This window comes from Alicyclobacillus acidocaldarius subsp. acidocaldarius Tc-4-1, assembly GCF_000219875.1.
Taxonomy (GTDB): Bacteria; Bacillota; Bacilli; order Alicyclobacillales; family Alicyclobacillaceae; genus Alicyclobacillus; species Alicyclobacillus acidocaldarius_A.
On the sequence record NC_017167.1, the window covers coordinates 394,261 to 408,434 of the forward strand.

Here is a 14,174-nt window from a genome sequence, read left to right on the forward strand (position 1 = left end):
ACGACCGCGGGGGGCAGCCCCGCAGCCAAGCCTCACAGCGCGTTGCTCGGCAGCTTGGCGATGAGCACGCGCGTCCCCTTCGGCCGCACATCCTTCGCGTCCGGCTCCCGCGTGATGCCCACCATCTCCGCTTCCCGCGGCGGGCTCGGGAGCATGGCAATTCCGACGCCGTGCGGATCCACCCTGAGCGTCGCCGCGAGCTGATGCACGTCACCGTGCACGTACCACACGCTGTACGCGCCGGGCGCCGATACCGGCTTCAGCCCCTCCACCACAAGGACGAGCCGCTGCGACGTTCCTTGGCGGAACACGTAAAGGCTGCCGCGCGCCTCTCCAGCGACGGGCTTCATCGCGACATCGGCGATGGGCGTGCTCGCCGCACTGGCGATGGCATTTGCGGGCGGGCCCTGCGGCGAGGAAGCGGACTTCCACACCAGCGCGAGGGCGAGCGAGGCCGCCGCAGCGGCGAAGGACGCGGCATACGCCCAGATCTGGTACACGCGCTCCGGCCGCACGCGCCAGCTGCGCCGCCCTGCCCGCGCAGGCACATCTCGCCCCAGCACGCGGGAGAGAATGTCCTTCTGCCACGATTCCGCGTACGCGCGATCCGCCTCGTCCGGTTCGACCTCGAGGAGCATTTGCCAGGACGGCATCACCTCGGCGAGCGCCCGCTGGCACGCGCTGCAGTGGGCCACGTGGTGCTCGAACGCCTCGAGCGTGGGCTCGTCGAGATCGCCCGTCAGGTACGCGCTGAGGTAACGGCACAGGCGCCGGGACGGACTCATGGTTCCACCTCCGGATATTCAGCCAACTGTTGTCGAAGCCCCCGAAGCCCTCGGTGCAGCCGCGTCTTCACCGTCCCGAGTGGAATCTGGAGGCGATTGGCGATTTCGCGCAGCGTCATGCCGTGCACGTACGCGAGGACGAGCACGTCGCGCTCCTCCGCCCGGATGGCGCGCAGGGCGCGGGCGAGATCGGCCCGGAGAAGTGCAGCGTCACTCGGAGCGTCGGACGGGGCGCGGGGGTCCACCTCGAGCTGGAGGACCTGCTTGTGGGGCTTGGCGCGGCGCAGCTGATCCACCGCGATGTGGCGCGTGACGACGGCCAGCCAGTGGGCGACCGGCCCCAGCGCGGGATTGTACGATCGCGTCCGCCAGACGCGCAAAAAGACGTCCTGCACGACGTCTTTGACCGCATCCGAATCTCGTATCATGTTGCGCGCGATGGCGGTCACGCGCGGCGCGTATCGCTGGTACAGTTCTTGGAGCGCGTCCGCATCGCCCGCCGCCACGCGCATCATCAGTTCCTCGTCAGATACCACGCAATTCTCTCCTCGCGCACCGCCGCGGCGCGTGTGCCGCGGCGGCGCGGATGGCGTGATCGCGTCACTTCCTGCCGGCCGTGTGGGCGTGCGCGACGGTGGTCTTCACGGGCTTCGCCGCGTCCATCCGTGCGGTGCCCGTTGCCTGGCCGTAATCCGCGAGGAAGTCGGACGCCGCAAACCACGCCAGGAGTTGGCCGTTCTTCTCCGGGCCGATGAGCACCACCGGCTGCGCGGCTCCCTTCGGCCACTGGATGGCGTCGTGGAACGAGAAGTCGCCCTGGCTGTCGAGCTTCACCGGCGGCAGCACGATGGGCGCCGCGTTGGCGAAGGTGATTTCCGCGCCCACCTCCGTAATGCCGTTGGTGGTGCCGCCAATCTTCGCGGGGACGGGTTGGCCGTTCTCCATGTAGCCCTGCTTCGGAATGATGAGCCACTTGCCGCTCGCTGTGAACAGGTTGCTCTTCAATTGGTACCATCCGTCCACCACCCACGGCGCCTTACCTGCCGGCACGCCGCGGATCACCACGTTCGGAATGTTGCCGTACAGCTTGCCCGCCATCACCACGGCTGGGCTCATGCTCGCCTCTCCGTGGCTCGCCTTCGGTGCCTTCGCGGCAGCGAAGACCGGCGAGACCGCGATGGCCGACGCCGCCATCACGGCTGCGGCAGCCCCAAGTGCGCGCTTCCAGTTCCCCTGACCCATGAAATCTACCTCCTCTTTCGTTTCGGGCTTCAAGCCCATTTCACCTGTCCATACGAGGCGCAACGCCGCTTCGGTTTCAGCGAGATCCGAAATACGCCTCGGTGGGATAGCCGAAGTGCTCCCAGTAGCCCGTGATGGGCTCCGCCGAGAAGCTCACGCGCACCACCCACTTGATGGATTTGTACCCGTACATCTTCGGGACCACCAGGCGGAGCGGATAGCCCTGTTCACGCAAGAGAGGCGCGCCGTCCATCTCGTACGCCAAAAGCACGGTTGGGTCGAACGCCTCCGCAAGTCGCAGGCACTCCGTGTACACCCCGTCGCCGGAGTAAAAGTGCACGTACTGCACGCTGGAACGCGGCTTGGCGAGCAGGGCGAGCTGGCTCAGGTGCACGCCCTTCCAGCGGACGTTCGGCACGCTCCAGCCCGTGACGCACTGGAAGTTTTGCGTTTCGTGCACGGCCGGAAGCGATCGCAATTCCGCGTACGTGAGCGAGAGCGGGTGCTCCACGTCGCCGTCCACCACCAGGCGATAGCGCGCGACGTCGATCTCGGGGTAGCCATTGACCACCGTGTAGTACGCCGGGAAGGTCTGCACGCCGGGCGGGGGTCCTGACGATCCGGCTCTTGACGCGCTTCGCAGGCTGCGAAGCCAGGCGGCCGGATCGACCACGGTGAGGACCAGCGCACCGAGCGCGCCGGTGGCGAGCGACACGAGGAACCGCCGCCGCTCCCAGTCGACGCGCTCGTACAACAGGCGGGAGCGGGGCCGGATGCCGGTGACCTTCAGGAACGCGTGGATGAGGATCCACGTCCCGAGGCAGGCGGTGAGCCAGCCGTGCCATGTGAACGCGCGGCTGCGCATGCCGGATGGAAACGCGGACACCCACCACAGCATCATCCCGGTTGCGACGATGGGGCTGCCGAGCAGGACGGGGAGGGTCCAGTCCCACTTTGAAATTCGCCGTCCCTTCGGGAGCACGCGGACAAACGGCACGAAGAGCGTGACGGCAAACACGAGGCCGAGCAGGATGTGCAGTCGGTAGACCAACGGAATGTACGGGATCATGAATCGATGGATGGCTGGCAGGTACAGCGCGAGGCCGCTCGCGACGAGGAGCGCGAACGAGACGATGGTGTAGTGATGCAGATAGCGTAAGGGCCTCGGCCAGCGCCGGGCCTTGGACGGCGCGGATGGCATCGTCTCACCCCTCCGACAGCGCGGTGGTCTGCGCCTTTTCGCGCGACTTGCGGCGCTGGATGACGGACGCGATGGCGACGCTCGCCTCGTACAGGGCGAAAAGCGGCACGGTCACCGTGAGATGGGCGATGAGCTCCGGCGGGCTGATGAGGACGCCGACGATTACCAGGGCGAAGTACGCGTACTTGCGCTTCGCCTGCAGCGCGCTCGGCGTCAGAAGGCCCATCGCGGTGCCGCAAGCGACAAGGACGGGCAGCTCAAACGCGGCGCCAAACGCCAGCACCACGGTGCCGACGAACGACAGGTAGCTTCCGTAGCGCAGGTAGACGCTGAGGTGGGACCACGCCGCGATGGCGACCAAGTACCGCACGAGTCGCGGCACCACAATCCACCAGGCGAACGCGGCGCCTGCTAAAAACAGCAAGAGCCCCGCCGCCAGCGCCGTGCGCACGAGCCGCCGCTCGGAGGCGGTCAAGGCCGGCGCGACGAATCGCCACGCCTCGTACGTGAAATAGGGCAGTGCGGCGAAGAAGGCGAGGGAGAGCGCCAGTTTCAGATCTTGCACGACGACCTCGTCCAGGCTCGTGACGATAAGGGCAACGTGCAGTTGATGCACGGGTCGAATGGCATCGCGGATGAGAACAGGCAGCCAGGCCACCGCCGCCGCAAACAAGACCGCGTAGGCGATGGCTGCTCGAATCAAGAGCCTCCTCAGCGCGCGGAGATGGGTTTCCCAGCCGCTCATGGGCGCGCGCCACGCTCTCCGGGCGATTCGGGGACCGTCGCAGCCTGCTCCATTGCTCGGCGCTCGCTCGAGGTGCGGGAAGGCTCGTCCGGCGCCGCTCCCTTCGCGGACGAAGGCGTCGCCGACGCTTCTCCGTCGCGATCGCCGAGCGCGGTGCGAAATTCGCGCAGGAAGTGGCCGACGGATCGCCCGAGTTCGGGGAGTTTCTTCGGCCCAAAGACAAACAGGGCGGCGACGACGATCAGCAGCGCGCCTGACCAGCCGATGTTGCTGAACATCGCGCATCCTCCTCCCATGCTGCGTGATGGGGCGAGGCCATCGCGTGCCAAGCCGGGTGTCGAAACCAGGTCACGCCCTTCTATGTCTTTCATACGAGATCAACATCAACTTCGGTTTTGAAGAGGTCGATCCGGCTGGCGAGCCAGGCCAAGGTTCCAAGCCGAATTTGAACGACGACACCTATGCTTCCTCCGCAGACCATCCTGCTCGAGTCATGAGAGGTGCATGTCGCGTTGACGCGTGGGACAACGCATTGGGAAGACCTTTGGAAACAGGGGCGGATTCGAGGCGTGGCCACGGATTCGCGCGAGGTACGGCCGGGGGACCTCTATGTGGCCATTCGCGGCCGGCGCTGGGATGGGCACGCGTTCATCCGCGAGGCGGTGGCGCGTGGGGCCGTCTGCGTGGTGGGGGAGGACGACCCCTCATCGGTCGACATACCGCCGGGCGTTCCCTATGTGCAAGTGCCTTCCTCGCGGAGGGCCGCGAGTGCGCTGTCGGACAGGGCGTACGGTTTTCCGTCGCGGCGTCTCACGGTCGTCGGCGTCACAGGGACGAACGGCAAGACGACGTGTGTCCATTGGTTGACACACATGTTGCGGTCTGTAAGCCTGCGCGTCGGCATGCTGTCCAGTGTGAGCAACGAGACCGGGCTCCGAACGGTGCCGGCGGAACTGACGACGCTGGAGGCGCCCAAGCTTCACCACGCGTTGCGCGAGATGGTCGACGCGGGATGTACCCATGCGGTCATCGAGGTTTCGTCGCACGGCATCGTTCAGCATCGCACGTCGGACGTGGATTTCGATCTCGCCATCTTCACGAATCTCACGAGGGAGCACTTGGACTTTCACGGCTCCATGGAGAACTATGCGGCTGCAAAGGCCCGTCTCTTCAGCGGGCTGTCCGCGGAAAAACTGGGCGCCGTTTTGAATCGAGATGACCCCTACGCCGACGTCATGGCCGAAAACTGTACCGCTCCCATCATTACGTACGGTTTGCATTCGGGTGACGTCCGGGGGCGCGTAGTGGAGACGGACGGATGGCACACTCGGTTGTCCGTTCGGCTTCCGGACGGTGAGGAATTCGAGGGCATTCTTCCGCATCCCGGGGTGTACAACGTGTACAACCTCCTCGCAGTTGTCGGGGCCGCGCACGCGTTAGGTCTGCCGGTGGATGCCATCCAAGGTGCCCTTTCGACGTTGCCGAGTGTCCCGGGCCGAATGCATGTCATCCGCCCCGAGCGCGGTCCGACAGTCGTCGTGGATTATGCTCACACGCCAGATGCGCTGTACCAGCTTCTGAACACCGCGCGCCAGTGGACGCGCGGGCGGGTGTGGCTCGTCTTTGGCGGGCGGGGCGAGCGCGATAAGGGTAAGCGGTCTGAGATGGGGTTCATTGCGGCATCTATGGCAGATGAGGTCATCATCACCACGGACAATCCGTATTCCGAAGAACCTGCGCGCATCGCCGATGAGATCTTGTCCGGGGCGCGGAGGGTCTACGGCGCCCAGTGTGACATCGTGCTGGACCGCGCGCAAGCCATCGAGCAAGCAGTGCTCGAAGCGAGCGATGGAGATGTTGTGCTCATCACCGGGCGCGGTCACGAATCGTTTCAGGTGATCGGGGCGCTTCGGCTCGAGCGCACGGATGAAGACATGGTCCGCGAGGCGCTTGGGCGGCGGCCTGGCGCAGGCGCGATTTGAGGCGAATTTTACAGGCGTGCGATAAGAACGACTCAAAGACACCGAGGGAGTGCGAGAGCCATGCGACGTCGGAGACGGGATCGCCAGGTCAGGCGCGCGGACATTGTGCGCCAGCACCGCGCGCGGCTGGGGGTCTTATACGGGGGCGTCTTGCTCGCCCTGAGTTCCCTCATTGTCCGCCTCGGAGAGGTCCAGGTCGTGCAAGGCGCCGAATACCGGGCCAGCGAGCAGGTCATCCACTACGCCCGCATCCCGGTTCTGCCTCAGCGCGGCTGGATCTACGACGCGAACGGCCAGGTGCTGGCTTGGGATGTGCCGGTCGTCAAGATTGAGCTCGTGCGATCTCGCCCGATCCCAACCGCCACACTTCGGCGGGAGGCGCAGTTGCTTGCGCCTGTTCTCGAAACCACTCCGAGCGCCCTGTATCAGAAGATGACGTCCAACGCGTCCGCCCTGCAGGTGACCCTGGCCACGCATGTGAGCGACGCGCAGGTGGCGTTCGTCGTGGAACATGAGGCGGAACTCCCGGGGATTCAGGTCATTCAGGACTACGAACGCCAGTATCCATACGGCGATCTCGCCGGGCAGGTGCTCGGCTACGTGGGCGCCATCACGGCGAAGAACGTGGGGCAGTACCCAGGCTATTTGGAGAATCAGCAGGTAGGAGAGACGGGGCTTGAGTACGAGTACGAACACTTGCTTCAGGGTAAGCCAGGGTATCGCCTCGTCGCCATCAACAGCACGGGAGTAGGAGTCGGCGTGATGAAAGAGGTCAAACCCGTGGGAGGCGACAACATCCAGCTCACGCTGGATGGGCGCGAGCAGGCGGCAACGCAGGAAATCATTCAGCAAATGCTTGCTTCGTCCCCCAGGCAGCACATCGCCTATGTCGCAGCGGTGATGCTCAACGTGCGAACGGGCGGCGTGATCGCCATGGCCAGCTACCCATATCTGGACCCGAATTGGTACGTGAATGGCTCGTATGTCCAACATGCGCACTACCTCGAGACGTCCGGCGCACAGATGAACTACGCGATTCAGGCCATCAACTATCCTGGATCGACGGTGAAGCCGGCTAACCTCATCGCGGCGATGAACGCGGGCGTGGTGAATCCGCAGACGCGCATTCTCGACAACGGCTACATTTACGTGGGAACGCAGATCATTCACGAGGACGGCGGGATGGCGTTTGGGTGGGTCAATCCGGTGGAGGCGCTCACGGTGTCGAGTGACGTGTTCATGTACGAAGTCGGACTGCGCTTGGGCAAGTGGCTGGGCTCGAGCGACACGTCCGGCGGGACGTACCCTCCCTCGGCGGGATCCTACCAGCATTATCTCGACACGGACTTCGCCAAGGGCATCAATCAGATCTTTCAGGAGGAAGAGGACTTCGGCCTTGGCACGAAGACGGGGATCGATCTGCCGTACGAAGTGCCGGGAGAGTTCTTCATCGAGGACTACCGCAAAGGAAATATCCAGGTTCCATACAATTTGCAGGCGAGTGAAGCCTCCATTCGCAAGACGGGCCAGTATGTGAACTACGGATCGCCCGCCAGCCTTGCCGACGCGGACATTGGGCAGTCGCAGATGTTCAGCCCCATCCAGCTCGCGGTCTACGCGATGACGCTCGCGGATCAGGGCATCAGGCTGAAACCGCACCTGTTGGAGCGCGTGTACGCGCCGAATGGCACGCCCACGAACGGGGCGAAGCCGATTTTCACCTACAAGCCGCAGGTGAAGGGTGTGGTGAAGGCCAAGCTGTGGGAATGGAACTTGGTCAAGCAGGGCATGCATGGCGTCACGTCCAATCCAGCCGGGACGGCGTACTACGCCTTCCTTGGGGCACACTATGAGGCAGCGGGCAAGACAGGGACGGCGCAAATTGTGATGAACGGCAAGCGCACGGACAATTCTGTGTTTATCTGTTATGCCCCGCTCAACCACCCCTTGGTGGCCGTCGCCGTGATGGCGCCGGGCGGGGGATATGGTGCGCAGTTTTCAGCCATCATCGCGCGGAAGATGATCGACGCGTATTTCGACGAGCACCACGAGCCCTGGATGCCGAAGAGCCAGTGGACGAGCACGCGGATCCCGCAGAGCTGGTTCTCCTCGCCGGCATACCTCGTCCCGGAGAAGTCACCGTGATGGCGGGCGTTTTGGCCTTTTGTTGAGGCAGGTCAACGAGTGGCAGGAGATTCCTCGCGCGCGGCGAATTCCACAAATGAATGTCGAATGGGGTAGAACGCGGTCGAATGCTTCTCGCTGCATCGTGGTTCATCATCTGCGCCTGCGCCATTCCGGCGCGATGGCCAAGGGGAGGAAGGAACATGCTGCGCCGCGCTCGCACGTATCTCGCCGGCCTGGGTACCGCCTCGTTCCTGTTGCATCCCTATGTTGCATGGGCTGCGGCCTCCGCCCAGCCGGTCCCCGTGGGCTTCTATTACGGCTGGGTCACGCCGGAGACCGCGGCGGACGTCCAAGGCTACCAAGCCATTGTTCTCGGTGCAGATTCCGAATCTTCTGGCTACGCCAATCAGCAAGCGGTGGAGCAGCTCGTCTCCTCCAGTCCAAACATCTCGTTCTACGGTTACGTCAACCTGTCGGACGGATCGAACCCCATTCCCATGCCCGAGCTGGCCCAAGAGTTCGCCGAATGGAAAGCGCTCGGCGTGCGCGGCATCTTCCTCGATCTCGCCGGGGCCAATTACGGCGTTCCGCGTGCGCTCCGCGCGTGGGCCGTCGCGCAGGTGCACGCTTTGGGCATGCGCGCCGCCGTGAACGCCTGGGATCCGATGGACGCGCTCGGCGTGGGTCTGGGCCCCGGCGACGCGTACGTGGCGGAGGACTGGTACATGGTTTCGCGCCAGCCCGCCGTCGAATACCCGAACAACGCGCCATCGCGCGATCTCGCCGCGCTCAACCAGCTCGAGGCGCAGGGCGCCGGGGTCTGGGCCGTGACGCAGGAGAACGAGTTCACGCCGTCCATCACTGGGGCCGAGGTGGCGCGCGACGTCCAGGCCATGCGCCAAGTGATCCCGATGGCGACGGGGTTTGCCGTCGGCGGTCTGAACTATGGCGCGGACTCAAACGCCATCGTGCCCGCGAGCAGCATTGCAGCGGCATTGGCCACGAGCCCGCCTGCGGCGCCGTCCGCTCAGCCTACGAGCGGGAATGCCGTGGCCAGTGCGGATGCAGCGTTACATCGCGCCGATCCGCTGGGTGCAAAGCGGGCGCTCATCTCGGGGTTTCGCGCGCTCTTCCATCCCCTGAAAGACGGGGCGATTTGATCTGGAGGCCGCGTCGTTCGCTTGGCGCGACAACTCTGGCGAACCCGTTTGCGTCTGCGCGGATAGACTTGGGTAAAGCGGCTGCGATGGGCCCTTGAATCCGTGGGTCAAAGCCAGTATGCTGGGGCTGATCGCGTCGAAAGATTGCGCGCCGCGCGAGCCCGTGCGGGCGAAAGGGAAACTTTCTCGCGCACGCAGGCGTCTTTCGTACAAGCCGCTGGCGTGGGCGCTTCTCATTTCTCGCGCGATGGCGGCGTCGCTTTGCATACAATGTGTACTACATCAAGGGAGTGCCCAACGGTGAAATCTATGAGTGCCGCGAAGCCATGTGAGTGGCTTGCACAGGAGTATCGGCAGCATCGTCAGGTGTTCCGAGCTGAGAAGATTCGCTTTCGCGGCGTCGACGGGCGCGACGTGTACAACATCGCGGCGCCACTGATCGATGAAGGTCGGGCTATCATCCCGGCTCGCGTGGAGCCACGCGACAGTGAGTTTTCCGAAGTCATCTTTTTTCACGAGGCTCCAGACGGCGTGTGGTCGCGGGCTGAAGAGTTGCGGACGTTCCGCGGGCTTCAGGATCCGTTTCACGCGCGCATTCACGGTGAGCTGGTGTTCGGGGGCGTCGAGATCTGGACGAATCCGTTCCACAACTACGAGATCGAATACCGAACCGTGTTCTACCGCGGCAAGTCGGTGGGCGATCTCCGGCTCTTTGCCGTGGGGCCGCAGTGGATGAAGGACATTCGGCTCGTCGAATTGCCGGACGGGCGAGTGGGCGTGTTCACACGGCCTAACGGCAGTCGGTACGGCGGTCAGGCGCAAATCGGCTGGACCATCCTGTCCTCGCTCGACGATCTGTCGCCCGACTCGATTCTGAAAGCCGAGTGTTTGCCGGATCGCTTCCACCCGGGCGAGTGGGGCGGCGTCAACGAGGCGCAGCTCCTGGACGAGCGCACGGTCGGCGTGCTGGGGCACATCGCGTATCGGTCAGAGGACGGATCGTTGCATTACAAGGCGATGTGTTTTTCCCTGCATCTTGATGAGGAAATTGTCACACCGGTGCGGGTCATCGCCGAGCGAAGCGACTTTCTGTTGGGCGATGCGAAACGGCCGGAGCTCGCCGATGTGGTGTTCAGCGGGGGCCTCGTTCGGTATGAGGACGGCACGGCGCATCTGTACGCCGGTGTGTCGGACGCCGAAGCGCAGCGCCTGTTGATCCCGGATCCGTTTGCCGCCCAGGTGCGATATGCGCTGGAAATGGAGGCGTGACGCTTCGGCGTCGCGCCTCACAGGTGCGCAGAGTTTGTCAGGGGCTCGCTCCAAGTTGTCCTGCCGTGTGTCGGCAGATGTGGTACAATGGCCAAGAAGTCGGGACCTTGGGAGGAGATTGGATGAACCGCAAGCTTGTTGTATCTGCTGGGTGTGCCGCACTGATGGTGGGCCTGGTAGTAGGGTGCGGCACAGGCAACAATACGACAAATTCGGCAAACACGGCCGTGCAAAGCCCCGCGGCGAAGAGTAACACCACGGTCGTCCAGCAGGGGCACAACAACCTCGTGGTGGCGCCCACGAGTGTGGTGGGCAGCGCCAACCTGAAGCGGCTCACGGCCATTGCGGACAAGGAGCCGTCCAACTTCGAGGCGCAGCTCAACGCGGCGCAGAGCGCGTCCGCAAACGGCAACACGGCGCTCGCCATTCAGTACTTCAAGCGCGCCGTGCAGGCGAATCCCAAGTCTGGTCTGGCGTTGACGGCGCTCGGCAATATGTACCGCGAGCGCGAGAATCAGCCGAAGGAAGCGATTCCGTACTACCAGAAGTCCATTCAGGTGGATCCGTCGTACGGATGGGCCTACTGGCAACTGGCGCAGGCGTATCTCACGCTCAAGGAGACCAGCCTCGCGAAGCAGACGCTGGAACAGGGCCTGAAGAACGTCAGCAAGAAGGACACGGCCTATGCGGATATCCAGTCGACGCTCGCGCAGTTGAACGGCTCGCAGAAGGCGTCCAAGTGACGCGGACGAGCCTCGCATTTCGACTTGCCTCGCGCCGCGCGAACGCGTAACATGTCGGAGGAGGCGTCTGACGATTCCGCTCTGCTGCGAAAGCCCCGCGGGAATGGAGGGGGTTCGATGTTTCGCACGCTGATGAAGTCCAAGATCCACCGCGCCACCGTGACACAGACCAACCTGCACTATGTCGGCAGCATCACCATCGATGAAGATCTCATGGAAGCTGCCGATCTCGTCGAGAACGAGAAGGTCCAGGTGGTCAACATCCACACGGGCGCGCGGTTTGAGACGTATGTGATCCCTGGTGACCGCGGCTCGGGCGTGATCGGCTTGAACGGCGCAGCGGCGAGGCTGGCCGAGCCGGGCGATTTGGTCATCATCATTTCGTACGCGACCTACAGCGAGGAGGAGGTCCGACGTCACCGCCCGACCGTCGTGGTGGTGGACGCCGACAATCGGCCCGTCGAGGCCCTCGCCTCCGAGGCCGAGGAGAACAAGCGCATCGAACACGCCACAGCGCGCGTGTAACGCGGCTTCGTTTTTCAGGAAGGGCATCCGAAAGGGTGCCCTTTTGCTATATCGGCGGCGTTCTCCCTGATGCAGGGGGCGCCTTCCCCGCCGATGGGGATGGCAAGCGCCTCAAACACTCCTCACAATGGAAAGGCGGCGAGAGATAGATTGAAACGCGTTCGACTGGGTCTCATCGGTTGCGGTGTGGTGGGAAGCGGTGTGCTCCGCGTGTTGAGCGATCGCGGCGGTGTCATTGGGGACATGCAGGTGGAGCCTGTGCGCATCGCCGTCAAGCACCTGTCGCGCCCGCGGCCTTCCTATGTGCCGCGGGAGAAACTGACGGACGACTGGCGATCCGTCTGCCTCGCGGACGACGTGGATGTCGTGATTGAGGTGATGGGCGGCGTCGACGTGGCGCACGAGGTGGTCCGCACGGCCATCCGCGCAGGCAAGCCCGTGGTGACCGCGAACAAGGCGCTCATGGCGGCGCACGGCCCGGAACTCCGGGCGCTGGCGCGGGACCAGGGCGTGGCACTTCGATACGAGGCGAGCGTGCTCGGTGGGGTGCCCGCCATTCACACGCTGCAGACCTACTTCCGCGTCAATCGCGTCACGGCCCTGCGTGGCATCGTGAACGGGACGAGCAACTACATCCTCACCCGCATGACGCACGAGGGCGCGAGCTTCGCGGACGCGCTCGCCGAAGCGCAGGCGCTCGGCTACGCCGAACCCGATCCCACGTCGGACGTGGAAGGCCACGACGCGTTCTTCAAACTTCAGGTGCTTCTCCAGGTGCTCGGCGTCGACACCGAGCCGCTCAGGAATGAGGTCTTCGCTCCGGCGTTGGGGAAGCGGCCGGCAAACGCGTGGCCGGCGGCCTACCTCGCGGCGCCGCGGGAAGGCATTTCGCACCTTCGCTCGGACGATGTTTTACGGGCGAGATCGCGCGGGGAGAAGCTGAAGCATGTCGCCACCGCCCGCTGGCGTGAGGACGGCGTGGTGGAGGCCTTCGTCCGCGTCGAATCGCTCCCTTCGTCCGATCCGCTGTTTGGCATCGATGGGGTCGAAAATGCACTCGCCATCACGGGCGACGTGGTGGGCACCGTGACGCTCACTGGCCCCGGCGCCGGCGCGCTCCCGACCGCGAGCGCGGTGCTGGAGGACGTGGTCCAACTGGTCGAGGTGTCGCATGCAGGAAACGCAGGCGTCGAGGACGAATTAGAGTGGCGAGTGAATTCATCCAGAAGGTAGGCGAACTATGATCTCTCGTCGCTCTTGGCTCGCAAGCCTCGCATCGTTTGCTCTCGCATGCGCACCACTGGCGGCTCCCATGGCGCAGGCCGCGGCGCGCCCGTCTTCGAGCGTGCCGCACGTCAAAGTCGCGCCTGGACACGTGCGCGTGATTATCGACGGAAAGCTGTACGACGCCATTCGCGTTGGCAACGATACGTACGTCGAGGAAGCCGCGTTCAACGCCTTTGGCACGCCGCATGTCGATCTAGGCAACGGCAGCATCGCGCTCACGGGTCGCAACGTGCAGGGGGTCATCTATTACGGGAAGACGTACGTGCCTTGGTCGGCGCTCGCCCCGTCGGTCCGTGCCATTCCGCTCAAGGGCGGGGGTTTTGAGTTGGTCAGCCAGCCGGTCAAGCATAGCTACGCAGTTTTGATTCAGACCTCGCAGGCGGTGGCGGGCAGCGTAGCGGTGTTGAACGTGGAGACCGTGGACGGAGACAACACCGTGCCGGGGCAGGCCATCACCATTTCGAGTACAGGCTTCAGCCAACTGGAACCGTCCTCCGGCGCGTCTGCCATCCACGTCACCACGGATAGCTCGGGCACGTGGCAGGGCGGATTGACCGACTCGACGGCCGAAACGGTCTATGTGACCGTCTCGTGGAAGACGCCGTCGGGCGGCGTGGTGCGTCAGACCGTACCCGTGCCGTTCCAGGCGCAAAAGACGAATGGAACGTCGGGCAACGCCAGTGGCCCCGCCTCGCAGTCTCCACCCTCGCTCAGCTCGGAGCATCTCGTGGCCTCCACGCCGGTGAGCTTCTATCAAAACGGCGTGTTCCTGCAGGCCTCGAGCGGGGATGAATCCATCACGTTCCAGTTGGACACGGGCGCGTATGAAACGCTTCTCGGCGGGTCGCTTGCCGCCCAGCTCCATCTGCCGAATCTCGGCACCATAGAGGTCGGCGGGATCGGCGGGACGGATGAGGCGTACATGAGCAAGGTGACGCTGAACATCGGCGGTCACGTCTTTCCGGACATCCCTTGCATCGTGGATCCGAGCTGGACCGGGGTTCCGCTTTTGGGATACGGGTTCTTCCAACAAAATGGGTATGATCTCTTGATCTCCCAGACGCAGAGTGCCTTGTACATCATGAAGTGAGGACGTCGGCCAGCGGCG

The 14,174-nt window shown here is 64.3% G+C and carries 14 protein-coding genes; 8 read left to right on the forward strand and 6 right to left on the reverse strand.

Annotated elements, in window-relative coordinates:
- Positions 1 to 32: 32 nt before the first annotated feature.
- From TC41_RS01845 to TC41_RS01870, 6 genes are all read right to left on the reverse strand, one after another.
- Positions 33 to 785, reverse strand: coding sequence for an anti-sigma factor (locus TC41_RS01845; RefSeq protein ID WP_014463271.1), 753 nt, complete (start codon positions 783 to 785; stop codon positions 33 to 35).
- A complete protein-coding gene (locus TC41_RS01850; protein WP_014463272.1) occupies positions 782 to 1,321 on the reverse strand; it encodes an RNA polymerase sigma factor in 540 nt (179 codons plus the stop codon). The genes TC41_RS01845 and TC41_RS01850 overlap by 4 nt, the downstream gene beginning before the upstream one ends.
- Before the next feature lie 64 nt (positions 1,322 to 1,385).
- Positions 1,386 to 2,027, reverse strand: a complete 642-nt coding sequence (locus TC41_RS01855; protein ID WP_041694894.1) for a hypothetical protein — start codon at positions 2,025 to 2,027, stop codon at positions 1,386 to 1,388.
- A gap of 76 nt (positions 2,028 to 2,103) precedes the next feature.
- Positions 2,104 to 3,228, reverse strand: coding sequence for a molybdopterin-dependent oxidoreductase (locus TC41_RS01860; RefSeq protein WP_014463274.1), 1,125 nt, complete (start codon positions 3,226 to 3,228; stop codon positions 2,104 to 2,106).
- Positions 3,229 to 3,232: 4 nt separating this feature from the next.
- Positions 3,233 to 3,973 (reverse strand): twin-arginine translocase subunit TatC, encoded by a 741-nt coding sequence (gene tatC, locus TC41_RS01865; protein WP_014463275.1) that lies wholly within the window; start codon positions 3,971 to 3,973, stop codon positions 3,233 to 3,235.
- Positions 3,970 to 4,251: a twin-arginine translocase TatA/TatE family subunit gene (locus tag TC41_RS01870; protein WP_041694895.1), complete on the reverse strand. Its 282-nt coding sequence runs from the start codon at positions 4,249 to 4,251 to the stop codon at positions 3,970 to 3,972. The genes tatC and TC41_RS01870 overlap by 4 nt, the downstream gene beginning before the upstream one ends.
- A 222-nt stretch (positions 4,252 to 4,473) precedes the next feature.
- Here TC41_RS01870 and TC41_RS01875 point away from each other — a divergent pair, with 222 nt between their 5' ends.
- From TC41_RS01875 to TC41_RS01910, 8 genes are all read left to right on the forward strand, one after another.
- Entirely contained in the window at positions 4,474 to 5,955 is a 1,482-nt protein-coding gene (locus TC41_RS01875; RefSeq protein WP_014463277.1) for a UDP-N-acetylmuramoyl-L-alanyl-D-glutamate--2,6-diaminopimelate ligase, read from the forward strand.
- A 60-nt stretch (positions 5,956 to 6,015) separates the two neighbouring features.
- Positions 6,016 to 8,100: a peptidoglycan D,D-transpeptidase FtsI family protein gene (locus tag TC41_RS01880; protein ID WP_014463278.1), complete on the forward strand. Its 2,085-nt coding sequence runs from the start codon at positions 6,016 to 6,018 to the stop codon at positions 8,098 to 8,100.
- A 182-nt stretch (positions 8,101 to 8,282) separates the two neighbouring features.
- Positions 8,283 to 9,242, forward strand: a complete 960-nt coding sequence (locus TC41_RS01885) for a hypothetical protein (RefSeq protein ID WP_148260100.1) — start codon at positions 8,283 to 8,285, stop codon at positions 9,240 to 9,242.
- 309 nt (positions 9,243 to 9,551) lie between these two features.
- Entirely contained in the window at positions 9,552 to 10,511 is a 960-nt protein-coding gene (locus tag TC41_RS01890; RefSeq protein ID WP_014463280.1) for an MTP-1 family protein, read from the forward strand.
- Between the two features lie 122 nt (positions 10,512 to 10,633).
- Positions 10,634 to 11,254, forward strand: a complete 621-nt coding sequence (locus TC41_RS01895; RefSeq protein WP_041694896.1) for a tetratricopeptide repeat protein — start codon at positions 10,634 to 10,636, stop codon at positions 11,252 to 11,254.
- 117 nt (positions 11,255 to 11,371) lie between these two features.
- Positions 11,372 to 11,779 (forward strand): aspartate 1-decarboxylase, encoded by a 408-nt coding sequence (panD, locus tag TC41_RS01900; RefSeq protein WP_014463283.1) that lies wholly within the window; start codon positions 11,372 to 11,374, stop codon positions 11,777 to 11,779.
- 150 nt (positions 11,780 to 11,929) lie between these two features.
- The gene (locus TC41_RS01905) at positions 11,930 to 13,012 is read left to right on the forward strand and encodes a homoserine dehydrogenase (protein ID WP_041694897.1); all 1,083 of its coding nucleotides are present in this window, start codon (positions 11,930 to 11,932) and stop codon (positions 13,010 to 13,012) included.
- Between the two features lie 79 nt (positions 13,013 to 13,091).
- Positions 13,092 to 14,156: a retropepsin-like aspartic protease gene (locus TC41_RS01910; RefSeq protein ID WP_014463285.1), complete on the forward strand. Its 1,065-nt coding sequence runs from the start codon at positions 13,092 to 13,094 to the stop codon at positions 14,154 to 14,156.
- The last annotated feature ends 18 nt before the right edge of the window (positions 14,157 to 14,174 follow it).